The sequence below is a fragment of the Mesorhizobium sp. M7D.F.Ca.US.005.01.1.1 genome, assembly GCF_003952545.1.
GTDB lineage: Bacteria > Pseudomonadota > Alphaproteobacteria > Rhizobiales > Rhizobiaceae > Mesorhizobium > Mesorhizobium loti.
This window is the reverse complement of sequence record NZ_CP034453.1, coordinates 724,992-747,363: the sequence shown is the minus strand read 5'-3', so window position 1 is coordinate 747,363 and position 22,372 is coordinate 724,992. Positions and strand designations below refer to the sequence as shown.

Sequence of the window (22,372 nt, the reverse complement as noted above, 5' to 3'; positions counted from 1 at the left end):
CCCGTGCCGACCGCTGGCACGGATGCACCGCATATAGAGAATTTTCTGGAATAGTTCTAGACAGTTGCAAAGCAAATTTGTGCGATGCGGCAGCTGCCGCGGCACATGGTTTTCAGGGCAGGCGAGGGATGCGGCTGATCGCCGAAAATTTGGGCGGCGAACGCGGCGGCGACACGGTGTTTGCCGGCATCGGCTTTGCCCTGGAAGACGGTCAGGCGCTTGTTGTCACCGGGCCGAACGGATCAGGCAAATCGACTTTGCTGCGGGTCATCGCCGGGCTGCTGCCGGTGGCGGAAGGCAGCGTGAAGATTGAAGGTGGCGGCGAAGCGTTTCCGTCGATCGCGTCGGCCTGTCATTACCTTGGCCACCAGAACGCAATGAAGCCGGCGCTCAGCGTGGCGGAGAACCTGCGCTTCTGGCGCGACTTCAACGGCGATGGGCAACTCGGCGTCGAAGAGGCGCTTGAAACCGTCGGGCTTGGCGGCATCGGCCACCTGCCGTTCGGCTATCTGTCGACAGGGCAGCGGCGGCGGTCGGCGATCGCCAAGCTTTTGGTCAGCCACCGGCCATTGTGGCTGCTCGATGAGCCGACAGCGGGGCTGGACAAGGCTTCGGAGGGGCGGTTCGCGGGGTTGATGACGAGACATTGCGCGGATGGCGGAATGATTGTCGCGGCGACGCATCTGCCGCTTGGATTGGATGGCGCGAAGGGGTTGGTGATGGGGGAACTCCTGCCTCAACAAGGGACCGCATCCTAATGTGGTCGCTCTTCCTGCGCGACATCCGCCTCAACATCCGTGCCGGCGGCGGGGCGCTGACCGGCGTCATCTTTTTCCTCGCCGTCATTGCCACCATCCCGTTCGGGGTCGGGCCGGATCTCAAGCTGCTTGCCCGCATCGGTCCGGCGATCCTGTGGATCGGCGCGCTGCTGTCTTGTCTGCTCGGCCTCGACCGGCTGTTCCAGGCCGACCGCGAGGACGGCTCGCTCGATTTGCTGGTGCTCGGCAATGACCGCCATATGCTGGCGCTGACGGTGCTGACGAAATGCCTGGCGCATTGGGCGGGCAGCGTGCTGCCGCTGGTCATCGCGGCTCCCTTGCTCGGCCTGTTCATGAACATGGAGCCGCTCGGCATCGGCGCCACGGCGCTGACCCTTCTGGTCGGCACGCCGGCAATCACCTTCATCGGTGCCGCCGGTGCCGCCGTGGCGGTGGCGCTGCCTCGTGGTGGGCTGCTGATCTCGGTGCTGGTGCTGCCGCTGACCATCCCGGTGCTGATCTTCGGCGTTTCGGCGAGCTATGGGGCCACCGCCAATCCCGATCCGTTTCTGCAGCCCTTCCTCATTCTTGCCGCGCTGACCTTGTTTCTTAGCGTGCTGGGTCCGGTCTCGGCGGCGCTGGCGCTGCGCCACGGAACGGATTGAGTGACGTCAGGCGCGGTTTGCGCGACATCAAGGGCGGCAGCGCGGCGACCGCATAAGTTCGGAAGCCGCGGCGCGGCAGCCGATTGCGAAGCCGCCAGCACGCCGTTAAGGGAAAGCATGATCGAGCGAGGCGGAAGGATTCCGTTGGGAAGAAGGATGTCGATGGAGCGGCAGGCATGAGCGCGCACGCACTTTACGTGACCGCCGCCTATGGCATCACCGCCGTGGTGCTGGTCGGGCTGATCGGCTGGATTCTGATAGACCAGCGGGCGCGCAAGCGCGAACTCGCCGAACTGGAAGCGGCCGGCATACGACGGCGCTCCGACAAGGCGGCCAGGCCATGAACGCCGAAACGGAAACGCCGACGCCACCCACTCGTCGCCTGTTTGTGCTTTTGCCGCTGTTGATCTTCCTCGGCCTGGCTGGACTGTTCCTGTCGCAGCTGTTGTCGGGGCGCGATGTTTCGGAAGTGCCGTCGGCTCTGATCGGCCTGCCGGCGCCGCAAACCAACCTGCCGGCGCTGGAGGGCATCAATCTGCCCGGGCTCGATTCGAAATCCTTCGCCGGCAAGGTCACATTGGTCAACGTCTTCGCGTCGTGGTGCGCGCCGTGCCGCGAAGAGCATCCGGTGCTGCTGGCGCTGGCGCAGGACAAGCGTTTCACCATGGCGGGGTTGAATTACAAGGACCGGCCGGAAAACGCCCGCCGGTTCCTCGGCGATCTCGGCAATCCGTTCCAGGCGATCGGCGTCGACGAAGCCGGCCGCACGGCGATCGACTGGGGCGTCTACGGTGTGCCGGAAACCTTCGTCATCGGCAAGGACGGCAAGATCGCCTACAAGCATGTCGGCCCGCTGACGCCCGAGACGGCGAGGGACCTCTTGCTGCCACAGATAGACAAGGCGCTGGCGGCGCGTTGATATTCAGGTGATGCCGGCCTGCAAACGGCGGCTTCCCGCGCTTCCGGTGCTCACGTACTTAAGTACGCTCCGCTCCGGTTCTCGGAAACCACCGTTTTCGTCTCGGCCTGACCTAAATCTCAACGCACCTTGGCGGTGCGTCTTATCGGACTTGGGGCTCAGCCGTAGATCTGCTTGTGGACCTGGTAGAGCATTTCCGAACGGTCGGCGCGCATGTCGGCCAGATCGCGGCTGGAAAAGCTGTCGATTTCGGCGACAAGGCGGTTGTAGTGCTTGCGCTTGGCAATGCTGTTGCGAGCACGGGTCATGAGACTGTCGAGGATCATAGCAAGGTTCCTTTTGGCGCCGCATTTCGGCGGCGGTTTCTTCCTCCCTTGATCGATACGAAGCATGACATAGTAATGGTGCGTTGCAAAAAGAAGATGTTGCAATGCACCATTGCGCCCAGCGCATAGCCGGTTAATGCTGCGTTGACGTCACGCGTAGAGCCGGCAAGTGATCTGTCTTGGCTTTTTGCATGACACTGTGCGTACCCACATTGCCTTCTGTCCCGCCGGCTGGCTTGATCCGGTGTCACTGATGCCGGGAGGAAAAGCATGGCGGCCGCAGACTACTATGAAATTCTCGATCCGCGCTTCGCGCGCCTGTTCAGCGGCAACGCGCAGGTCGAGAAGCTGTTCACCGGATGCCAATGGGCGGAAGGGCCGGCCTGGTTCGCCGCCGGCCGCTATGTCGTCTGGTCCGACATCCCCAACAACCGCATGCTGCGCTACGACGAGACCGACGGTAATGTCAGCGTCTTCCGTCAGCCGTCCGGCAACTCCAACGGCAACACTGTCGACCGGCAAGGCCGGCTGGTCACCTGCGAGCATTCCGGCCGCCGCGTCAGCCGCACCGAGTTCGACGGCTCGGTCACAACCATCGCCGCCAAATGGAAGAGCAAGCGGCTGAACTCACCCAACGATGCGGTGGTGAAGTCGGATGGCTCGATCTGGTTTACCGATCCGAGCTACGGCATCGATACCGACTATGAAGGCGACAAGGCCGAGAGCGAGATCGGCGCCTGCCATGTCTACCGGGTCGACCCCGGCACCGGCGAGGTCGAAGCCGTCATCACCGACATGGTCAGGCCCAACGGTCTCGCCTTCTCGCTCGACGAGAGCAAGCTCTATGTCGTCGACACCGGCCGCACGCATGGCGCGCAGAATCCGGCGCATATGCGGGTGTTCAATGTCGGCAAGGGCGGCAAGAAAGTCTCCGGCGAAAAAATCTTCGCCGACTGTACGGCCGGCCTGTTCGACGGCTTTCGGCTCGACGAGGACGGACGCATCTGGACCAGTGCGGCCGACGGCATCCATTGCTACGATCCGGACGGCACGCTGATCGGCAAGGTCAAGGTGCCGGAAGTCACCGCCAATTGCGTGTTCGGCGGCAACAAGCTGAATTGCCTCTACATCGCCGGCACCACGTCGCTCTACATGGTGCGGCTGATGGTCAACGGCGCCAAGACTTATTGAGACCAGAGCACTGGCGACCATTCGACAGTTTCGTCGAAGCGGGTCGTGAGCACGAACATCCCCGGGAGGACAGAAAATGCCATTCGTCAACATCCGCATCGTCAAGGAAGTGATCGCCGCCGATCCGGCGGGCAAGAAGGCGGATATCGCCAAAAAGGTCACGGCGGCCATCATGGACGCCACCGGCCTCAGCAATGACGATGTCTGGGTGGTCTTCGAGGAGGTCAATGCGCGCGACTGGTATGTCGGCAAGACCGATGTCGAGACGCTGCGAAAGGGCTAGTTCGAAGGTATGGCGGCCGCCGCTCAACGCGCGCGGATAAAAGCGGCGAAAGCATTCAGCGCATCATGCATCGCCCGCCGGTTTTTCGGCTCGGCCAGGATGGCCTCCACATCAGGCGGCTTCTTGCCGAGCAAGGCAATCTCCAGCACGTGGTCGCAAAGCGCGAACGACATGGTGCGCATGACCTCGGCCAGTGCGGCGCGGGCAAACAGCGAGCGCGGCGAGGCGTGCACCAGCATTGCGGGCTTCTCGACGGCGGCGTCGCGCGAGACCAGCCAGTCGAGGGTGTTCTTCAACCCGCCCGGCACGCCATGGGCATATTCCGGACAGGAGATGATCACGCCGTCGGCTTGAGTGACGGCGTCGATCAGTTCGGACGCCGCGGGCGGCGTCCGCTCGCCCTCATCGTCGGGGTTGAAGATCGGCAGACGGCCAAGCCCGTCATAGACGGTGACACGGCAGCCGGGCGGGGCGTTGTGCGCCAGTGCGGCGACCAGTGCCGAATTGGTGGAGGCCGCGCGCAGGCTGCCGGAAATGGCAAGGATGTTCAGCAAGGTGTGGAACCGGTCAGGACGAATCGTGGTCCCGAAAGCCTACCACATCGTCTGCTTGTAGCCGTCGTCCAGCCAGCGGTCGGTCGCCTCGGCCGAATCGGCCAGCGCCAACTGGTCGCGCAGGATCTGGCCGAGCGTCGGCAGCGTCGCGCGGTCGTACCAGGTTTCCGGCTTCCACAGATCGGAGCGCATGAAGGCCTTGGCGCAATGCATATAGGTGGCCTTGACGGTGACCACGATAACGCTTTGCGGTTGCTTGCCGTCGACGGCAAGCCGCTCGCGCAGGCCACCGTCGACGGTGATGCGGGCCTCGCCATTGACGCGCAGCGTCTCGTTCATGCCGGGAATGAGGAACAGCAGCCCGACCGAGGGATTGAGGAGGATGTTCTCCAGCGTGTCGAGCCGGTTGTTGCCGGGCCGGTCCGGAATGGCGATGGTGGTGTCGTCGAGCACGGCGGCAAAGCCCGGTTTGTCGCCCTTCGGCGTCACGTCGGCATTGCCGGCGCCGTCGGACGAGCCGATCAGCACGAACGGGCTCTTGCCGATGAAGGAGCGGCAATGGCCGTCGAGCGCCTTCAATTCCTTGCGGATCGAGCCGTCGGTCGGTCGCGGCGTCTTGTAGATCGTCCTCAGCTGGTCGCGCGTGGTGACGAATTCCATGGCCCTCTCCCCTCATTGTTTTGATGCAATTCCCAAGGGAAAGCGCTATGCGCTTTTCCCGGGAAAACCGCTTCACACTTTTCCTGGAATTGCTCTATTTGCCGGCCTTCTCTTCTTTCGTGGTCTTGTCCTCGAGCGAATGGCGCAGGATCAGCGGCATCTGGCTGAAGGTGAACAGAAGCGTGATCGGCATGATGCCCCAGACCTTGAAGGTAACCCAGGCGTCGGTGGAAAAATTCCGCCACACCACTTCGTTGGCAAGGGCCAGGAACAGGAAGAACAGGCCCCAGCGGAAGGTCAGCTTGCGCCAGCCTTCGGCGTCGAGGCTGAAGGCCGAATCGAAGACATAGCCAAGCAGCGACTTGCCGAAGTAGAGGCCGCCGAGCAACACGCCGCCGAACAGCGTGTTGACGATGGTCGGCTTCATCTTGATGAAGATGTCGTCCTGCAGATAGAGCGTCAGTGCGCCGAAGATGAAGACGACGACGCCCGACACCATCGGCATGATCGGCAAGGTGCGCAACAGCAACCATGAAGCGATCAGCGCGATGGCCGTGGCGGCCATGAACAGGCCGGTGGCGACGAAGATCGGGCCGCCGAATTCGGCCAAAGCAGGGAATTTCTGCACCAGCCATTCGCCGCGCGCATTGGCGAAGAAGAAGACCATCAACGGCCCCAGCTCCAGCACCAGCTTGAGCAGCGGATTGACGCCTTCCTTCTTCTGTTTTTGCGGGTCGGACGGATCGCGTTCGAGAATGGGTGGGTTCATGGAATCTCTTTCTTACGCATGATCTGATCCAAAAAGTCTGCAACTTTCTGGGACATGCTTGCTACGCCACTCCAGCGATCGCCCTGGCGAATTCGCTTGCTGAGAAAGGTTCGAGGTCGTCGACCTGTTCGCCGACGCCGATGAAATAGACCGGCAGTTTGTGCTTTGCCGCGATCGCCACCAGAATACCGCCGCGTGCCGTGCCGTCCAGCTTGGTCATCACAAGGCCGTTGACGCCGGCGACATTGCGGAAGATCTCGACCTGGTTGAGCGCGTTCTGGCCGGTGGTGGCGTCGACCGTCTGCAAAACGGTGTGCGGCGCTTCCGGATCGAGCTTGCCGAGCACGCGGACGATCTTTTCGAGCTCGGCCATCAGTTCGGTCTTGTTTTGCAGGCGGCCGGCGGTGTCGATGATCAGCACGTCGGAGCCGGCTTCCCTGGCCTTTTCGAAGGCGTCGTAGGCGAGGCCTGCGGCATCGGCGCCGATCTTGGAGGCGATGACCGGCGATTTCGTCCGCTCGCCCCAGATCTTCAGCTGTTCGATCGCCGCGGCGCGGAAGGTGTCGCCGGCGGCGAGCATCACCGACAGGCCGCCATCGGTCAGCTTGGCGGCCAGCTTGCCGATGGTCGTGGTCTTGCCGGTGCCGTTGACACCGACCACCAGGATGACATGCGGCTTGTGCGAGAGATCGAGCTCCAGCGGCATGGCGACGTGGGTCAGCACCTTTTCCACCTCGGCCGCCATGATGGCGCGAACCTCGGTGTCCGAGACATCCTTGCCGTAGCGGCTGGCGGCCAGCGCATCGGTGACGCGCAGGGCGGTTTCCATGCCGAGATCGGCGCGGATCAGCACATCCTCCAGGTCCTGCAGCGTCTCCTCGTCCAGCTTGCGCTTGGTGAAGACGCCGGCAATGTTGCCGGTGAGCTCCTTGGACGAGCGGGCAAGTCCGTCCTTCATGCGCTGGAACCATGAACGCCTTGGCGCCGGCTCCGGCGCCTTCTGCGGCTCGGCCTTCTGCTCGACCTTCTTGGTGACGGTCACCTTGCCGGGCGCGGGAACGGGTTTTGGAGCAGGTTGCGGAATGGCCTGCGGTTCAGGCGCAATCTCGGCGAGGACCGGCTGCGTTTCGACCGGTGGAGGCTGGCGAATGGGAGCTCGGATTTCCGCCGGCGGAATCTCGGGTTCCGGCTTTGCCGGTGGAGCCTCGACCGGCGGCGCCGGCACTTCGACGGGCGCAGGTTCTGGCTGCTTCTCCGGCTGCGGCACGACCTCCGGCCGCTCCGGTCCAGGAATTTCCTCCGGTTCAGGTGCGGGAACTGGCTCGGGCGCCGCGGGCGCGGCGGGGACTTCCTCCGGCGTTGGCTCTTTGGCTGGGACCTCGGGGCAGGAACCTCGGGCTCAACCGGCTGCGGCTCTTCAACCGGAGCAGGCTCAGGCTGGATTTCCGGCTCGGCAGGAATTGAAGGCGCCGGCTCAGGCACCGGTTCCTCGACAGGCGCCGGTTCCGGCGCAGGAATCACCTCCGGCTCGACCGTCGGCGTCGTTTCCGCCTCGGGCTGCGGCTCGTCGCGCTTCAAGAACTCCGGAACGACCTGCTCGGCCGCCGGCTTCAGCGCATCGAGTGCTTCCCATTTGATCGGCGGCAGCGGAGCGGTTTCGTCGACCCGCTCCTCGACCACCTCTTTCTTGCCGAACGAAAATATCTTCTTGAAAAAACCAGCCATGCTTTGCGTTTCTCAGGCGGCGCGGGCGGCAAGGGGCGCCGCGATCAGCCTGATACCATCGTGGCCTGATATATCGGCCTCGACGATCTCACCCGGTGCGCCCGTGCCTAGTGCGGCAAGCGTAAAACCCTCGGTGCGGCCAAGGCCGTCGCGTTCGACCAGGATCGACTGACGCGTACCAGTGAGCGACGACAGATGCCTGATATACGCAGCCTCGCCGGCGACGCGCAGCCGGGCGGCGCGCTGCTTGACCACCTCGCGGCGGAGCTGCGGCATGCGCGCGGCGGGCGTGCCTTCGCGCGGGCTGAACGGGAAGACGTGGAGATGGGTCAGGCCGCACTCCTCGACGATTTTTTCCGAGTTCTCGAACATTTCATCCGTTTCGGTCGGGAAGCCGGCGATGATGTCGGCGCCGAAGACGATGCCGGGGCGCAGCTTGCGAACATCCTCGCAGAAGCGGATCGATTGATCGCGCAGATGGCGACGCTTCATCCGCTTCAGGATCATGTCGTCGCCCGATTGCAGCGACAGATGCAGATGCGGCATCAGCCGCGGCTCGGTGGCAATCGTGTCGAGCAGATCGTCGTCAGCCTCGATCGAATCGATGGAGGATAGCCGCAGGCGCTTCACATCGGGCACCTGCTTGAGGATGGTCTTCACCAGCCTGCCAAGCTTTGGCGCGCCCGGAAGGTCGGCACCAAAACTGGTCATGTCGACACCGGTCAGCACGATCTCGGCATAGCCGTTTCCGGCGAGCCGCTTGACCTGCTCGACCACGGCGCCCATCGGCACCGAGCGCGAATTGCCGCGGCCATAGGGAATGATGCAGAAGGTGCAGCGGTGGTCGCAGCCGTTCTGCACCTGGACGAAGGCGCGTGCCCGCCCCTCGATGGCGTCGACCATGTGGCCTGCGGTCTCACGGACGGAAAAGATGTCGTTGACGCGCGCCTTCTCGGTGTCGTTGACGCCGAAATCCGGCAGCGCGCGATAGGAATTGGCTTTCAGCTTCTCCTCATTGCCAAGCACGAGATCGACCTCGTCCATGGCGGCGAATTTTTCAGGCTCGGTCTGCGCGGCGCAGCCGGTGACGATGATGCGCGCCTGCGGATTGTCGCGGCGCGCCTTGCGGATCGCCTGTTTGGCCTGGCGCACCGCCTCGCCGGTGACGGCGCAGGTGTTGAAGATCACGGCGCCGCCCTCCAGCGCGCCAAGACCGGCGGTTTCAGCCTCGCGCCGCATCACCTCGGATTCATAAGTGTTCAGCCGGCAGCCAAAGGTGACGACGTCGATGCCCTTGGACACCGGGCTCTTGGACAGAGCGGACATCAAGCCGCGCTTTCGGTGTCGCGGGCCCATGTTCCGGTCGACGGATCGAAGTTGCCGGAAAATTCCCATTCGGCAGCGCCGGTGAGGATGACGTGGTCGTCATCGCGCCATTCGACATGCAGCGTGCCGCCACCGGGGGTCAGCAGGCTGACGCTGCGGCCGGTCCGGTTGGTGCGGGCGGCTGCGACCACGGCGGCGCAGGAGGCCGAGCCGCAGGCCTTGGTCAGGCCGGCGCCACGCTCCCATGTGCGGATGATCATGGTTTCAGGCGAGGTGACCTGAGCGATGGTTATGTTGGCGCGCTCGGGAAACATCGGGTGGTTCTCGAGCATCGGGCCGAAACGGTCGAGTTCATAAGACCAGACGTCGTTGTCGACCCAGAAGATGGCGTGCGGATTGCCCATCGAGACAACCGAGGGCGAGTGCAGCACGGGTGCGTCGATCGGGCCGATCTGCAGCTCGATCATGCGGGTGTCGCGGAATTCCTCGGCCAGCGGGATGTCCTGCCAGCCGAAACGCGGCGTGCCCATGTCGACCGAGATCGACCCGTCGGCATGTTCGCGCGCGTTGAGGATGCCGGCAACGGTCTCGAAGGTGAAGGTCTTCTGGCCGGTCTCGGCGGCAAGCGCCTGGACAACGCAGCGCATGCCATTGCCGCAGGCCTGCGCCTTGGAGCCATCGGAATTCAGGATGTCGATGAAAAAGGCGGTGCCGGGCGTCCTGGCATCGTGGATCGCCATGATCTGGTCGAAGCTGGTCGCGGCATCGGCGTTCAGGGCGATCGCTGCCGCTGCGGTCACCCGATCGGCACGGCTACGCATGTCGGCAACGATGATCTCGTTGCCGATGCCGTTCATCTTGGCGAAAGGGGCGGTGCTGGCCATTGCTCCGAAAATTCCGTGTCCGTTTGGCGCTATATGGCGGAAACGGGCGGGAATTACCAGTGCGCAGCCGCTTGGTCACGGCGAAGGCGCCGGACTTACGTGACGGCGAAGATGCCCAGCACCACCAGCAGGAAGATGACCAGAACGATGCCGATTAGGATGCGCGCACCGGTGGCGGCGGCACCTGCCAGCGCCGGCATGCCGAGCAGGCTCGCCGCAGCGGCGACGATGAGGAGAATGATGATCCATTTGAGCATGGGAATGCCTCGCAAACCGACAGATTTTTCAAACCGCATAAAAACGCGGCTGCCGCGCTCGAGTTCCCGTCGGTTGCGAGGCCATGTTGGCGGCGAAAACTAGCCGGCGATCTCGATATCGGTGGTGAAGGGCGCCGTCTTGTTCGAATTCTCGTCGTGCATAAGGAAGTCGCAGCGGTATTTGCCGGGCGGCAAGCCGTCAAGGGAGAGGTCCAGCTTGAAGAACAGTTCGCGGTTGTGCGAGCGGGACGCGACCTGGACACGGCCGACCTTCTCGCTCGTGCCTAGCGTCTCGCCGGCTGCGGAAACCACCGTGATGTCGACGGAAAGCGCGATCATGCTGTTGCCGAGGCCGTCCGAGCCGTAGCCATAGCCAATGGGTTCCATGTACAGCACGATCTTCTCGCCGGGCTTGTAGGTGTGATTGGCGCGCTCGCTGTAGATGCCGAAACCGCTTGCGGTATCGACCTGTTTGACGTTCTGGACGGCCAGCGGCATCGCTTGCCAAAAGGCTTCCTCGGCGCTGCGGAATTTGTCCAGCGCGCCGGCGCCGTCACCCGATTGCAGCAGTTTTTCGGCTTCCGCGGCGCGGTCGCCGATTTCGCCTGCGAAAGCGCACGGCGTCGAGATCGCCAGCGCCATCAGAACTGCCATGATCGATTTCATCCGAATTCCCCTTTGCCTGTCGGGCGGACCATCTGCGAAAATGACCGGGCCGTAAATGGCCAATGCAGACGTCAGCCGCGCCCGATCTCAGGCACGGTCCAGACCTCGCCGGGCCGCAAGGCGCGAAAGTGCTCGCGCGGGACACCTTGATCGTCGAGCGCCTCGGCCAATCCGCGCCGGCTCGTCGATCGGTTCGTCGGTGAGCTGGAAGGTGCCCCAGTGGCAGCCGGCGGCGAAAGCGGCGTTGCAAAGCGTCATGCCTTGCACGGCTTCCCTGGGGTTTTGGTGCTGCGACGCCATGAACCAGCGCGGCTCATAGGCGCCGATCGGCAGGATGGCGAAACGGAAACCGCCATGTTTCTCAGCCATCAGCCGGTAGTTGATGCCATCGTGGAAGCCGGTGTCACCGGCGAAATAGAGCTTGCCATCAGGCGTTTCGATGACGAAGCCGGCCCACAGCGCCATGCGCCGGTCGCGAGCGCCACGCGCCGACCAGTGATGCACCGGCTCGACATGGAGGGCGACGCCGTTGCCGACCTCGACCCTGTCGCCCCAGTTATGCGCCGACAGCCGCATGCCGGGCACGGCGGCCTCTATGATGGCATCGTTGCCGAGCGGGGCGAGCACCAGCGGGTCGTGGCTGGCCTTCAGCCGCTTCAACGTGGCGAGGTCGAGATGGTCGTAATGGTTGTGGCTGACCAGCACGAGGTCGATCGGCGGCAGGTCGGCAAAGGCGATGCCCGGCGGATTGATGCGTTTCGGCCCGGCGAAGGAAAGCGGCGACGCGCGCAGCGACCATACCGGATCGGTGAGGATGTTCAGACCGGCCGTCTGGATCAGCAAGGTGGAATGGCCGACCATCGTCACATCCAGCGCGGGGCCTTCGATCTTCGCGGTCGGTTTTGCCTGCGGAAAGGGGCTTGGATTGGTCGCCGGCCATTTCGAGCGCTTGCCATTCAACTGCCATTTCAGCAGGTCGGCGAAACGGCCAGGCGGCTGGCCCTCGGGATTGAAGAACAATGTGCCGTCGAAATGGTCGCTCGGCGGGCCGCTGTAGTAGCGATTGGCGGCTGTCTTTCTCGCGGCCAATTTTGCGGCTCCAGCAGGGTTTCGTCACCAGACATAGGGGCTACGCCGGCTCGCGCAAGCATCTGACCGCCGAATGCCAGGGCAGCACTGTGTTGACTGGGATCGTTGACTGGGGTCCTTGGGCGACGCGTGACAAGCGGCCCATGCCATCGCGATTGCGATAAATTTGCAACAAATCTTGCCGCAAACCGTATTTTAACCATATCGGGTTGAAATTTCGCCACCTTCTCCATCTTGGTGGGGGTGAGATTGTGCGGACGGCTTCCCCCCAGCCGGATCCGACGGAGGTTGGAATGACTTTTTCGAAAACCGGTCTGGTGGCCGTATCGCTGGCCGCGCTCGTTGCGAGCGGCTGTTCGACCTCACGTTTCTCGTCGATGGATGACCAGCAGCCCGCGCCGCTGGAGGCCGCGCCCGCCGGCAAGGTGACCGGCAACCAGCTGCCGCCGCCGGCATCGCCCGGCACCACTGACCCGTCGCAATTCCCGACTGCCCCGGCGAACACGCAGGTAGCCTCGCTGCCGCCGGACGGCGCGGCGCCGGCCGGCGCTTCGGACGTGACCGCCGCCAGCGTCGCCGGTGTCTGGAACGTCAGCGTTTCCGGCCAGAGCTGCAAGGTGGCGACGCCGCAGACCAAATTCGGCGCCGGCTTCCGCGCCGGGCCGCTGCATTGCCCGGCCCCGATCGACGGCATCAAGTCGTGGAACGTCGCCGGCAAGCAGCTGACGCTTTATGATGAGAGTGGCGGCGCGCTGGCGCGGCTCTATTCTTCGGGCGGCTCGAAATTCGACGGCCAGACTTCCAACGGCCAGCCGATTTCGCTTACAAGGTAGGCTAGTCCTTCCGAATGCATGTCGCGCAGAAGTGGCCCCGGTTTCGGGACAGCGACATGCATAAAAACAAATGACGTGACCGATGCATCTGCGTGACGGCCTCCAGACCCATGCGACCGTCAGGCAGCGCTACGACCATCTGGTGGAAACCGGCGCGATCGAACGCGATCCGGCGCAGGAGTGGATCGCGGCTGCGCTCGATCGGCTGATCGACGAGATCTCGGCCAAGCGGCTGGCGCACAAGTCGAGCGCGCTGGGCTGGCTGTTTGCCCGCAAGCGCGAGACGCATGAGGCCGTCAAAGGCCTTTACATCCATGGCGGCGTCGGCCGCGGCAAGACCATGCTGATGGACATGTTCTTCGACTTGCTGCCGGTGCGGCGCAAGCGCCGCGTCCACTTCAACGACTTCATGGCCGATGTACAGGACCGTATCCAGAAGCACCGGCAGGCGCGCAAGAATGGCGACGTGAAGGAAGACGATCCGATCCCGCCCGTGGCCAAGGCGCTTGCCGAGCAGGCCTGGGTGCTGTGCTTCGACGAGTTCTCGGTCACCGACATTGCCGACGCGATGATCCTGTCGCGGTTGTTTTCGGCGCTGTTTGCCAGCGGCGTGGTGCTGGTCGCCACCTCGAACGTGGCGCCGGAAGATCTCTATCGCGACGGGCTGAACCGCCAGCTTTTCCTGCCGTTCATCGGCACTCTGGAGCGGCATGCACAGGTGTTGACGCTCGATGCCGACAAGGACTACCGACTGGAAAAGCTAGTCCGCACACCGGTCTATGTCACGCCGGCCGATGCGGCGGCCGCCCAGGTGCTCGACGAGGCCTGGCAAGCCATGACACGCGGGGCGCCAGAGGCGCAGACGTCGCTGGCGCTCAAAGGGCGGCAGGTGATCGTGCCGCGAGCGGCCGGTGACGCGGCGCGGTTCTCCTTCGCCGATCTCTGCGAAAAGCCGCTCGGAGCCCGCGATTTCCTGGCGATTGCCGGGCGCTTTTCGACCATCTTCATCGATCACGTCCCGGTGCTCGGCGAAGGCAAGCGCAATGAGGCCAAGCGCTTTATCCTGTTGATCGACACGCTTTACGATCACCATGTGCGGCTGGTGGTCAGCGCCGAGGCGCCGCCGCCGCAGCTTTATGTGGCCAAACGCGGCGTCGAGGTCTTCGAGTTCGAGCGCACGGCATCGCGGCTGATCGAGATGCAAAGCCGCGACTGGCTGGAGGATTGGGCGGAGCGGCAGAAGGTGAAGGCGGCGCCAGAGGCGCAGCAGGCGCAGGCTTAGGCTCAGAGACGTAGTTCCCCTCTTGCATCGTTGACGGTTGGCGAAACTGGCGCGACGATCGATCTCCCCCCTCAAGGCAGGGCTATCGCATATGAGCGATTGCCTGGATGAGATAGTCGTCATTCCAAGCGCATTTCTTGATGCGGTGGCTAATGGGGACTTTGTCGATGTCGGCGGCCTGAAGGATATTTCTGGCGATGCGGTTGATGAGGGCGGTGTTGGCGGGGGCATTGTCCTTGCGGGCACGGCTGAGGTCCTCGTGCAGATGAACGTCAAGCATCCAGTGCAGTGCGTTCTCGATCTGCCAATGGGCTCTGGTGAGGTCGATCGCCTGCTGCGGCGACAGCAGCGTTGAGGCCATGAACAGGCGCGTCAGCGGCTCGGCCTGATCGCGCCGGCTGGTGATGCGGATGAGGGCCTTGTGCCCAGGCATCAGCGGCTCAGGCGCCGCCACGACCTCTGCCTGCCGCCATTCGATGCGGCCATGGTTGGTCTCGGTCTGCTCAGTGACGGCGGGAGTGGTCTGGGCCATATGTTGTTTGGCCCGAGCCAACCAATGCCGGCGGTTTCCCTTGAGCGCGAGCAGATAGTCGCCGCCGCGCCGAATGATGGCCTGAGCCATGCGCGTGTGGCAATGGAGTGCATCAGCTGTGACCAATCGGCCAGTAAGATCAATGAGTTCGACGACTTTGAGGGCAGCCTCGACCTCATTGTCTCCATCGCCGGGCGTAGCCGCCGCCAGACACAGTCGCGTCTGGCTGGCAAAGGCTGACACCGTCAGGGGTGGGCTGGCCGCAAGGCCTTTCTCATAGGCCCGTCGCAGCGCCTTGCCATCAAGCGCGACCACACCCTGGCGTGCCTGCGCAAAGCCTGCGGCAAAGGCGGCGAACGCACGTCCTAAGGCCTCCGGATCGAGCAGGCGCAACAGCCGCGAGAAGGTGTCGTGGCTGGGTGCCTCCTCATAGTCGATCAAGCGCGACAGCGCCTGTTTGCGCTCTTGCGCGAACAACGAAAACTCCGTCGCGCTGGTCGCGCCACATAGGCTCGCTGCGATCATCATCACGATCAAGTCGCCAAGCCGGTGCGTGGCGTTGGCAGCGCGCGGATCAGGGACCGCGCCGAAATAGCTCTCAAGGCTGGAAATCGCAGTCACTCCTCGGTGGACTGCCTTCCCAAAGAATCCCTTCTCAAACCAACTTCAAGCGCAAAATCGCCATATGCGATTCCCCTGCCCCTCAAGGGGGGAGATTTGGTGCCGCATCACAAGGGCGTCATCACCCGAGTATTGCCTTACGATCTCCATCCTCATTGTGTAAATTCCCAGAAGTCGGCTTACAAACTTTGACGTTTACGTAAATCCCAAACACTCTAACCGATTGAAAATGCTGGCCTCGAAATAATCGTTTGAATTTATATCGCGCCAAGGCTATTGGGTGCGGCGAAAATTCGCGGTTCCCCCGCAGCATTCCGGCCTCTTCTTCGACGCCGCCATCAAGTCGTTAAGGATTTGAGACGTCGTCACTGACAAAGGGAAAACATCCTCACATGGCACGCAACAAAATAGCGCTCATCGGCTCTGGCATGATCGGCGGCACGCTCGCCCACATGATCGGCCTCAAGGACCTCGGCGACGTGGTGCTGTTCGATATTGCCGAGGGTACCCCGCAGGGCAAGGGGCTCGATATCGCGCAGTCGTCGCCCGTCGATGGCTTCGACTCCAGGCTTACCGGCGTCAACGACTATGCCGGCATCGAGGGTGCCGATGTCTGCATCGTCACCGCCGGCGTGCCGCGCAAGCCCGGCATGAGCCGCGACGACCTTTTGGGCATCAACCTCAAGGTCATGGAACAGGTCGGCGCCGGGCTGAAGAAATACGCGCCGAAGGCCTTCGTTATCTGCATCACCAACCCGCTCGACGCCATGGTCTGGGCGCTGCAGAAGTTTTCCGGCCTGCCCAAGAGCCATGTCGTCGGCATGGCCGGCGTGCTCGACAGCGCGCGCTTCCGCTATTTCCTGGCCGAGGAATTCAAGGTCTCGGTCGAGGATGTCACCGCCTTCGTGCTCGGCGGCCACGGCGATTCCATGGTGCCGATGATCCGCTATTCGACGGTATCAGGCATTCCGCTGCCCGACCTCATCAAGATGGGCTGGACCTCGAAGGAAAAGCTCGACCAGATCGTGCAGCGCACCCGCGACGGCGGCGCCGAGATCGTCGGCCTGCTCAAGACCGGCTCGGCCTATTATGCGCCGGCGGCTTCCGCGATCCAGATGGCCGAAGCCTATCTCAAGGACAAGAAGCGTGTGCTGCCGTGTGCCGCGTATCTCTCCGGCCAGTATGGCGTCAAGAACACCTATGTCGGCGTTCCCGTGGTGATCGGCACCGGCGGCGTCGAGCGCATCATCGAGATCGACCTCAACAAGGCCGAGCAGAAGATGTTCGACTCCTCGGTGGCGACGGTGCAGGGCCTGACCGAGGCTTGCGTCAAGATCGCGCCGCAGCTGGCCTCGAAGTAAACCGGAGCAAATTCAGATGAACATCCATGAGTATCAGGGCAAGGCGCTGCTGAAGTCTTTCGGCGCGCCAGTGGCCGAAGGTGTGCCGGTGTTCAAGGCGAGCGAGGCGGAAGCCGCGGCCAAGGCGCTGCCGGGTCCGCTCTATGTGGTGAAGAGCCAGATCCATGCCGGCGGCCGCGGCAAGGGCAAATTCACCGAACTCGGCCCCGATGCCAAGGGTGGGGTCAGGCTGTCGAAGTCGGTGGCCGAAGTCGTTGCCAACGCCAACGAGATGCTCGGCAACACGCTGGTGACCAAGCAGACCGGCCCGGCCGGCAAGCAGGTCAACCGCCTCTACATCGAGGATGGCGCCGACATCGAACGCGAGCTCTATCTGTCTATCCTGGTCGACCGCTCGGTCGGCCGCGTTGCCTTCGTCGTTTCGACGGAAGGCGGCATGGACATCGAGGCGGTCGCGCATGATACGCCGGAAAAGATCATCACTGTCGCCATCGACCCGGAAAAAGGCGTCACTGCAACCGATCTAAAGGCGCTCAACGGCGCGTTGAAGCTCGACGGCGACGCGGCACAGGACGGCAACACCCTGTTCCCGATCCTCTACAAGGCCTTTGTCGAGAAGGATATGAGCCTGCTCGAGGTCAACCCGCTGATCGTCATGAAGAACGGCCGGCTGCGCGTGCTCGATGCGAAAGTGTCGTTCGACAACAACGCGCTGTTCCGTCACCCGGACGTGCTCGAACTGCGCGACACCACCGAAGAGGATGAGAAGGAGATCGAGGCGTCGAAATACGACCTCGCCTATGTCGCCCTCGATGGCAATATCGGCTGCATGGTCAACGGCGCCGGGCTTGCCATGGCGACGATGGACATCATCAAGCTCTATGGCGCCGAACCGGCCAACTTCCTCGATGTCGGCGGTGGTGCGTCCAAGGAGAAGGTGACGGCGGCGTTCAAGATCATCACAAGGGATCCGGCGGTCAAGGGCATCCTGATCAACATCTTCGGCGGCATCATGAAGTGCGACATCATTGCCGAGGGCGTCATTGCCGCGGTCAAGGAAGTCGGCCTGGAAGTGCCGCTGGTGGTGCGACTGGAAGGCACCAATGCCGAGCTAGGCAAGAAGATCATCAACGACAGCGGCCTCAACGTGGTGTCGGCCGATGATCTCGACGACGCGGCCAAGAAGATCGTGGCGGCGGTGAAGGGCTGATCTGGTGCCTCCGCACAAGATAAACCTGGTCGAGGCGGCGGATCAAAAGATCAAGAAGGTCTTCGATCCGCACATTGCCGGCGACGTCAACGAGTCTCAGGTCAAGATCGCCAAATTCGGCGACGTCTTCGACTGGCACGCGCATGACAATGAGGACGAAGCCTTCCTCGTGCTGCGCGGCCGTATCGCCATCGATTTTCGCGACGGCACGGTGGAGCTCTCCAGCGGCGAGTTCATCGTCGTGCCGCGCGCCGTCGAGCATCGCCCGCGTTCGCTCAGCGAAGAGCCTGTCGTGCTGATGTTCGAGCCGGCAACGACGCTCAACACCGGCAACGCCAAGAGCGACCTCACGGTCGCCGATCTGAAGCGGCTCTGACCGTGACCGCGCAGCCTTCCTCGATCAACAGTTTTTAGAAAAGGGCTCCCATGTCCATTCTCGTCGACAAGAACACCAAGGTGCTGGTGCAGGGCCTGACCGGCAAGACCGGCACGTTCCATACCGAGCAGGCGCTGGCCTATCACGGCACGAAAATGGTCGGCGGCATCCATCCCAAGAAGGGCGGCGAGACCTGGACCGGCTCGAAAGGCGAGAGCCTGCCGATCTTTGCCACCGTCGCCGAGGGCAAGGAAAGGACCGGCGCCAACGCGTCCGTTGTCTATGTGCCGCCGGCGGGTGCCGCCGAAGCGATCCTCGAAGCGATCGAGGCCGAGATCCCGCTGATCATCTGCATCACCGAAGGCATACCGGTGATGGACATGATCAAGGTCAAGGCCAGGCTCGATCGCTCGACCTCGCGGCTGATCGGGCCGAACTGCCCGGGCGTGCTGACGCCCAACGAATGCAAGATCGGCATCATGCCCGGAAACATCTTCCGCAAGGGTTCGGTCGGCGTTGTTTCGCGCTCGGGAACACTTACCTATGAGGCTGTGTTCCAGACCACCAATGTCGGCCTCGGCCAGACTACCGCCGTCGGCATTGGCGGCGACCCCGTCAAGGGCACCGAGTTCATCGACGTGCTCGAGATGTTCCTCGCCGACGACGAAACCAAGTCGATCATCATGATCGGCGAGATCGGCGGTTCGGCCGAGGAAGACGCCGCGCAGTTCCTCAAGGACGAAGCCAAGCGTGGCCGCAAGAAGCCGATGGCCGGCTTCATCGCCGGGCGCACGGCGCCGGCCGGCCGCACCATGGGTCATGCGGGCGCGGTCATCTCCGGCGGCAAGGGCGGCGCGGAAGACAAGATCGCGGCGATGGAATCGGCCGGGATAAAAGTTTCGCCCTCGCCGGCACGGCTGGGCACGACGCTGGTTGAAGCCATCAAGGGCTGAACCGCGCGCTGATTGTTGGAATGAGAGTCAACGACCGTTCGTTGGCTTTGAGGGGACAAGAGGGGCGGGTGAACCGCCCACTATCGCGGCCCAGCCGCAAACGTAAGGAGACGGAGCCAGGCTCCGCGGACAAAAATGGCAAGACAAGATCAGGCCAACGACCAGTTTTCGCTCACCTCTTTCCTCTATGGCGGCAATGCCGATTACATCGACGCGCTCTACGCCGCCTATGAGGACGATCCAGCCTCGGTCAATCCCGAATGGCAGGAGTTCTTCGCCGGGCTGAAGGACGATGCCGGCGATGTGCGCAAGAATGCCAAGGGCGCCTCATGGGCCAAGCCATCCTGGCCGCTGCAGGCCAATGGCGAGCTGGTGTCGGCGCTCGATGGCAATTGGGGCATCGTCGAGAAGCATCTGGAAAAGAAGGTCAAGGGCAAGGCGGTCACCAACGGCATCGTCCTCTCCGACGCCGACGTGCACCAGGCGACGCGCGATTCGGTGCGCGCGATCATGATGATCCGTGCCTATCGCATGCGCGGCCATCTGCACGCCAATCTCGACCCGCTCGGCATCGCCAAGCCGCTCGAGGACTACAACGAGCTGTCGCCGGAAAATTACGGCTTCACCGAAGCCGACTACGACCGGCCGATCTTCCTCGACAATGTCCTCGGGCTCGAATTCGGCAGTATCCGGCAGATGCTGGAAATCCTGACGCGCACCTATTGCTCGACGCTCGGCGTCGAGTTCATGCATATTTCCGATCCCGAGGAAAAGGCCTGGATCCAGGCGCGCATCGAGGGCGCTGACAAGGAGATCACCTTCACCGCCACCGGCAAGAAGGCGATCCTGCAGAAGCTGGTCGAGGCCGAAGGCTTCGAACAGTTCATCGACGTCAAGTACAAGGGCACCAAGCGTTTCGGCCTCGACGGCAGTGAAGCGCTGATCCCGGCGCTGGAGCAGATCGTCAAGCGCGGCGGCCAGCTCGGCATGAAGGAGATCGTGCTCGGCATGGCGCATCGTGGCCGGCTGAACGTGCTCTCCCAGGTGATGGCCAAGCCGCACCGCGCCATCTTCCATGAGTTCAAGGGCGGCTCGGCCGCCCCGGACGAGGTCGAAGGCTCGGGCGACGTCAAGTACCATCTCGGCGCCTCGTCGGACCGCGAGTTCGACGGCAACAAGGTGCATCTGTCGCTGACCGCCAACCCCTCGCATCTGGAAATCGTCGATCCGGTGGTGATGGGCAAGGCGCGCGCCAAGCAGGATTATCTGTTCGGCCGCAGCCGCGAGGAAATCGTGCCGCTGGAAGAGCGCGCCAAGGTGCTGCCACTCTTGCTGCACGGCGATGCCGCCTTTGCCGGCCAGGGCGTGATTGCCGAAATCCTCGGCCTGTCCGGCCTGCGCGGCCACCGCGTCGCCGGCACGCTGCATTTCATCATCAACAACCAGATCGGTTTCACCACCAATCCGCGCTTCTCGCGCTCGTCGCCCTATCCGTCCGACGTCGCCAAGATGATCGAAGCGCCGATCTTCCACGTCAATGGCGACGACCCGGAAGCTGTGGTGCACGCCACCAAGGTGGCGATCGAATTCCGCATGAAGTTCCACAAACCTGTTGTGGTCGACATGTTCTGCTACCGCCGCTTCGGCCACAATGAGGGCGACGAACCGGCCTTCACCCAGCCGATCATGTATCGCAACATCCGCACCCACAAGACGGCGGTGCAGATCTATGCCGACCGCCTGATTGCCGAGGGCCACATCACCCAGGCCGAGTTCGACCAGATGAAGGCCGACTGGCGCGCGCATCTGGAATCCGAATGGGAAGTCGGCCAGCACTACAAGCCCAACAAGGCCGACTGGCTCGACGGCGCTTGGTCGGGCCTGCGCACGGCCGACAACCAGGACGAACAGCGGCGAGGCAAGACCGCCGTGCCGGTCAAGACGCTGAAGGAAATCGGCAAGAAGCTGACCGAGGTGCCGAAGGATTTCGAGGCACACAAGACGATCATCCGCTTCCTCGAGAACCGCCGCCAGGCGATCGAGTCGGGCGAAGGCATCGACTGGTCGACGGCCGAGGCGCTGGCCTTCGGTGCCATCCTGCTCGACGGCAATCCGATCCGCCTTTCGGGGCAGGATTCCGAACGCGGCACCTTCTCGCAGCGCCATTCCGTGCTTTACGACCAGCGCGACGAGACCCGCTACATCCCGCTCAACAATCTGTCTGCCGCTCAAGCGGGCTACGAAGTCATCAACTCGATGCTGTCGGAAGAGGCGGTGCTCGGCTTCGAATATGGCTACAGCCTGGCCGAGCCGAAGGCGCTGACGCTTTGGGAAGCGCAGTTCGGCGACTTCGCCAACGGCGCCCAAGTGGTGTTCGACCAATTCATCTCGTCGGGCGAGCGCAAGTGGCTCAGAATGTCGGGCCTCGTTTGTCTCTTGCCGCATGGCTATGAAGGCCAGGGTCCGGAACATTCCTCGGCCCGGCTCGAACGCTTCCTGCAGCTTTGCGCCGAAGACAACATGCAAGTGGCCAACTGCACGACGCCGGCCAACTACTTCCACATCCTGCGCCGGCAGCTGAAGCGCGACTTCCGCAAGCCGCTGATCCTGATGACGCCGAAGTCGCTGCTGCGCCACAAGCGGGCGGTGTCGACGCTGCCGGAAATTTCGGGCGAAAGCTCGTTCCACCGGCTGCTTTGGGATGACGCCCAGCTGCTCCCCAACCAGGCGATCAAGCTTACCAAGGATTCCAAGATCCGCCGCGTCGTGCTGTGTTCGGGCAAGGTCTATTACGACCTCTACGAGGAGCGCGAGAAGCGCGGCATCAACGATATCTATCTGCTGCGCGTCGAACAGCTCTATCCGTTCCCGGCCAAGGCGCTGATCACCGAACTGTCGCGTTTCCGCAATGCCGAGATGGTGTGGTGCCAGGAGGAGCCCAAGAACATGGGCGCCTGGTCGTTCATCGACCCGTATCTGGAATGGGTGCTGGCGCATATCGACGCCAAGCATCAGCGGGTGCGCTACACCGGCCGTCCGGCTGCCGCCTCGCCGGCGACCGGACTGATGTCGAAGCATCTCGCCCAGCTCGCCGCCTTGCTCGAAGACGCGCTCGGCGAATAACAGAACCGA

General features: G+C 63.2%; 22 protein-coding genes and 2 pseudogenes. 13 read left to right on the top strand and 11 right to left on the bottom strand.

The window, feature by feature from the left end:
• The first annotated feature begins 128 nt into the window (after positions 1 to 128).
• The 4 genes from ccmA (at position 129) to EJ076_RS03515 (ending at position 2,342) form a co-directional block, all read left to right on the top strand.
• Positions 129 to 758 carry a heme ABC exporter ATP-binding protein CcmA gene (gene ccmA / locus EJ076_RS03530; protein ID WP_109663759.1) on the top strand — a complete coding sequence of 210 codons (630 nt, stop codon included), beginning with the start codon at positions 129 to 131 and terminating at the stop codon, positions 756 to 758.
• Complete coding sequence (gene ccmB, locus EJ076_RS03525) at positions 758 to 1,423, top strand: heme exporter protein CcmB (protein ID WP_126066917.1); 666 nt, start codon at positions 758 to 760, stop codon at positions 1,421 to 1,423. The genes ccmA and ccmB overlap by 1 nt, the downstream gene beginning before the upstream one ends.
• 176 nt (positions 1,424 to 1,599) lie before the next feature.
• Complete coding sequence (gene ccmD / locus EJ076_RS03520) at positions 1,600 to 1,767, top strand: heme exporter protein CcmD (RefSeq protein WP_126066916.1); 168 nt, start codon at positions 1,600 to 1,602, stop codon at positions 1,765 to 1,767.
• Positions 1,764 to 2,342, top strand: coding sequence for a DsbE family thiol:disulfide interchange protein (locus EJ076_RS03515; protein WP_126066915.1), 579 nt, complete (start codon positions 1,764 to 1,766; stop codon positions 2,340 to 2,342). The genes ccmD and EJ076_RS03515 overlap by 4 nt, the downstream gene beginning before the upstream one ends.
• 158 nt (positions 2,343 to 2,500) lie before the next feature.
• Here the strand turns inward: EJ076_RS03515 and EJ076_RS03510 are convergent, their stop codons facing one another.
• Positions 2,501 to 2,668 (bottom strand): hypothetical protein, encoded by a 168-nt coding sequence (locus EJ076_RS03510; protein WP_081738754.1) that lies wholly within the window; start codon positions 2,666 to 2,668, stop codon positions 2,501 to 2,503.
• Between the two features lie 270 nt (positions 2,669 to 2,938).
• Here EJ076_RS03510 and EJ076_RS03505 point away from each other — a divergent pair, with 270 nt between their 5' ends.
• Complete coding sequence (locus tag EJ076_RS03505) at positions 2,939 to 3,859, top strand: SMP-30/gluconolactonase/LRE family protein (protein ID WP_126066914.1); 921 nt, start codon at positions 2,939 to 2,941, stop codon at positions 3,857 to 3,859.
• A 76-nt stretch (positions 3,860 to 3,935) separates the two neighbouring features.
• Positions 3,936 to 4,142: a 4-oxalocrotonate tautomerase family protein gene (locus tag EJ076_RS03500; protein ID WP_013528835.1), complete on the top strand. Its 207-nt coding sequence runs from the start codon at positions 3,936 to 3,938 to the stop codon at positions 4,140 to 4,142.
• A 23-nt stretch (positions 4,143 to 4,165) separates the two neighbouring features.
• On the opposite strand, the gene EJ076_RS03495 is transcribed toward EJ076_RS03500, so the two are convergent.
• From EJ076_RS03495 to EJ076_RS03455, 9 genes and pseudogenes are all read right to left on the bottom strand, one after another.
• Entirely contained in the window at positions 4,166 to 4,696 is a 531-nt protein-coding gene (locus tag EJ076_RS03495; protein WP_126066913.1) for an NADPH-dependent FMN reductase, read from the bottom strand.
• A gap of 39 nt (positions 4,697 to 4,735) precedes the next feature.
• A complete protein-coding gene (locus EJ076_RS03490) occupies positions 4,736 to 5,356 on the bottom strand; it encodes a pyridoxamine 5'-phosphate oxidase family protein (RefSeq protein ID WP_126066912.1) in 621 nt (206 codons plus the stop codon).
• 94 nt (positions 5,357 to 5,450) lie between these two features.
• Positions 5,451 to 6,125 (bottom strand): septation protein A, encoded by a 675-nt coding sequence (locus EJ076_RS03485; protein ID WP_126066911.1) that lies wholly within the window; start codon positions 6,123 to 6,125, stop codon positions 5,451 to 5,453.
• A 61-nt stretch (positions 6,126 to 6,186) separates the two neighbouring features.
• Positions 6,187 to 7,850, bottom strand: a pseudogene (ftsY, locus tag EJ076_RS35660) (signal recognition particle-docking protein FtsY).
• Between the two features lie 12 nt (positions 7,851 to 7,862).
• Positions 7,863 to 9,176 (bottom strand): tRNA (N(6)-L-threonylcarbamoyladenosine(37)-C(2))-methylthiotransferase MtaB, encoded by a 1,314-nt coding sequence (gene mtaB / locus EJ076_RS03475; protein ID WP_126066910.1) that lies wholly within the window; start codon positions 9,174 to 9,176, stop codon positions 7,863 to 7,865.
• Positions 9,176 to 10,060 carry a diaminopimelate epimerase gene (dapF, locus tag EJ076_RS03470; protein WP_126066909.1) on the bottom strand — a complete coding sequence of 295 codons (885 nt, stop codon included), beginning with the start codon at positions 10,058 to 10,060 and terminating at the stop codon, positions 9,176 to 9,178. The genes mtaB and dapF overlap by 1 nt, the downstream gene beginning before the upstream one ends.
• A gap of 95 nt (positions 10,061 to 10,155) precedes the next feature.
• Positions 10,156 to 10,317, bottom strand: a complete 162-nt coding sequence (locus EJ076_RS03465) for a DUF1328 family protein (RefSeq protein WP_082525393.1) — start codon at positions 10,315 to 10,317, stop codon at positions 10,156 to 10,158.
• A gap of 99 nt (positions 10,318 to 10,416) precedes the next feature.
• Positions 10,417 to 10,983 (bottom strand): hypothetical protein, encoded by a 567-nt coding sequence (locus EJ076_RS03460; RefSeq protein ID WP_109665341.1) that lies wholly within the window; start codon positions 10,981 to 10,983, stop codon positions 10,417 to 10,419.
• A 71-nt stretch (positions 10,984 to 11,054) separates the two neighbouring features.
• Positions 11,055 to 12,072 (bottom strand): annotated as a pseudogene (locus EJ076_RS03455) (MBL fold metallo-hydrolase).
• A 293-nt stretch (positions 12,073 to 12,365) separates the two neighbouring features.
• Between EJ076_RS03455 and EJ076_RS03450 the strand changes: the two are divergent.
• Together EJ076_RS03450 and zapE are read left to right on the top strand one after the other, a co-directional pair.
• Complete coding sequence (locus EJ076_RS03450; RefSeq protein ID WP_109663783.1) at positions 12,366 to 12,905, top strand: protease inhibitor Inh/omp19 family protein; 540 nt, start codon at positions 12,366 to 12,368, stop codon at positions 12,903 to 12,905.
• Between the two features lie 82 nt (positions 12,906 to 12,987).
• Positions 12,988 to 14,187, top strand: coding sequence for a cell division protein ZapE (gene zapE, locus EJ076_RS03445; RefSeq protein WP_126066908.1), 1,200 nt, complete (start codon positions 12,988 to 12,990; stop codon positions 14,185 to 14,187).
• A gap of 82 nt (positions 14,188 to 14,269) precedes the next feature.
• Here the strand turns inward: zapE and EJ076_RS03440 are convergent, their stop codons facing one another.
• Positions 14,270 to 15,340, bottom strand: a complete 1,071-nt coding sequence (locus tag EJ076_RS03440; protein ID WP_245462952.1) for an ISAs1 family transposase — start codon at positions 15,338 to 15,340, stop codon at positions 14,270 to 14,272.
• 392 nt (positions 15,341 to 15,732) lie between these two features.
• Between EJ076_RS03440 and mdh the strand changes: the two genes are divergently transcribed.
• From mdh to EJ076_RS03415, 5 genes are all read left to right on the top strand, one after another.
• On the top strand, positions 15,733 to 16,701 hold the full coding sequence (gene mdh / locus EJ076_RS03435; RefSeq protein WP_126066907.1) for a malate dehydrogenase: 969 nt from the start codon (positions 15,733 to 15,735) through the stop codon (positions 16,699 to 16,701).
• A gap of 16 nt (positions 16,702 to 16,717) precedes the next feature.
• Positions 16,718 to 17,911, top strand: coding sequence for an ADP-forming succinate--CoA ligase subunit beta (gene sucC, locus EJ076_RS03430; RefSeq protein WP_109663789.1), 1,194 nt, complete (start codon positions 16,718 to 16,720; stop codon positions 17,909 to 17,911).
• 4 nt (positions 17,912 to 17,915) lie between these two features.
• Complete coding sequence (locus EJ076_RS03425) at positions 17,916 to 18,287, top strand: cupin domain-containing protein (protein WP_057145194.1); 372 nt, start codon at positions 17,916 to 17,918, stop codon at positions 18,285 to 18,287.
• Between the two features lie 50 nt (positions 18,288 to 18,337).
• Positions 18,338 to 19,240, top strand: coding sequence for a succinate--CoA ligase subunit alpha (gene sucD, locus EJ076_RS03420; RefSeq protein ID WP_126066906.1), 903 nt, complete (start codon positions 18,338 to 18,340; stop codon positions 19,238 to 19,240).
• A 135-nt stretch (positions 19,241 to 19,375) separates the two neighbouring features.
• Positions 19,376 to 22,363 (top strand): 2-oxoglutarate dehydrogenase E1 component, encoded by a 2,988-nt coding sequence (locus EJ076_RS03415; RefSeq protein ID WP_126066905.1) that lies wholly within the window; start codon positions 19,376 to 19,378, stop codon positions 22,361 to 22,363.
• Positions 22,364 to 22,372 lie beyond the last annotated feature (9 nt).

Coding starts and splice junctions, on each gene's coding strand:
- ccmA (WP_109663759.1), top strand. CDS start 129: ATGCGGCTGATCGCCGAAAATTTGGGCGGCGAACGCGGCGGCGACACG.
- ccmB (WP_126066917.1), top strand. CDS start 758: ATGTGGTCGCTCTTCCTGCGCGACATCCGCCTCAACATCCGTGCCGGC.
- ccmD (WP_126066916.1), top strand. CDS start 1,600: ATGAGCGCGCACGCACTTTACGTGACCGCCGCCTATGGCATCACCGCC.
- EJ076_RS03515 (WP_126066915.1), top strand. CDS start 1,764: ATGAACGCCGAAACGGAAACGCCGACGCCACCCACTCGTCGCCTGTTT.
- EJ076_RS03510 (WP_081738754.1), bottom strand. CDS start 2,668: ATGATCCTCGACAGTCTCATGACCCGTGCTCGCAACAGCATTGCCAAG.
- EJ076_RS03505 (WP_126066914.1), top strand. CDS start 2,939: ATGGCGGCCGCAGACTACTATGAAATTCTCGATCCGCGCTTCGCGCGC.
- EJ076_RS03500 (WP_013528835.1), top strand. CDS start 3,936: ATGCCATTCGTCAACATCCGCATCGTCAAGGAAGTGATCGCCGCCGAT.
- EJ076_RS03490 (WP_126066912.1), bottom strand. CDS start 5,356: ATGGAATTCGTCACCACGCGCGACCAGCTGAGGACGATCTACAAGACG.
- EJ076_RS03485 (WP_126066911.1), bottom strand. CDS start 6,125: ATGAACCCACCCATTCTCGAACGCGATCCGTCCGACCCGCAAAAACAG.
- mtaB (WP_126066910.1), bottom strand. CDS start 9,176: ATGTCCGCTCTGTCCAAGAGCCCGGTGTCCAAGGGCATCGACGTCGTC.
- dapF (WP_126066909.1), bottom strand. CDS start 10,060: ATGGCCAGCACCGCCCCTTTCGCCAAGATGAACGGCATCGGCAACGAG.
- EJ076_RS03465 (WP_082525393.1), bottom strand. CDS start 10,317: ATGCTCAAATGGATCATCATTCTCCTCATCGTCGCCGCTGCGGCGAGC.
- EJ076_RS03460 (WP_109665341.1), bottom strand. CDS start 10,983: ATGAAATCGATCATGGCAGTTCTGATGGCGCTGGCGATCTCGACGCCG.
- EJ076_RS03450 (WP_109663783.1), top strand. CDS start 12,366: ATGACTTTTTCGAAAACCGGTCTGGTGGCCGTATCGCTGGCCGCGCTC.
- zapE (WP_126066908.1), top strand. CDS start 12,988: ATGCATCTGCGTGACGGCCTCCAGACCCATGCGACCGTCAGGCAGCGC.
- mdh (WP_126066907.1), top strand. CDS start 15,733: ATGGCACGCAACAAAATAGCGCTCATCGGCTCTGGCATGATCGGCGGC.
- sucC (WP_109663789.1), top strand. CDS start 16,718: ATGAACATCCATGAGTATCAGGGCAAGGCGCTGCTGAAGTCTTTCGGC.
- sucD (WP_126066906.1), top strand. CDS start 18,338: ATGTCCATTCTCGTCGACAAGAACACCAAGGTGCTGGTGCAGGGCCTG.
- EJ076_RS03415 (WP_126066905.1), top strand. CDS start 19,376: ATGGCAAGACAAGATCAGGCCAACGACCAGTTTTCGCTCACCTCTTTC.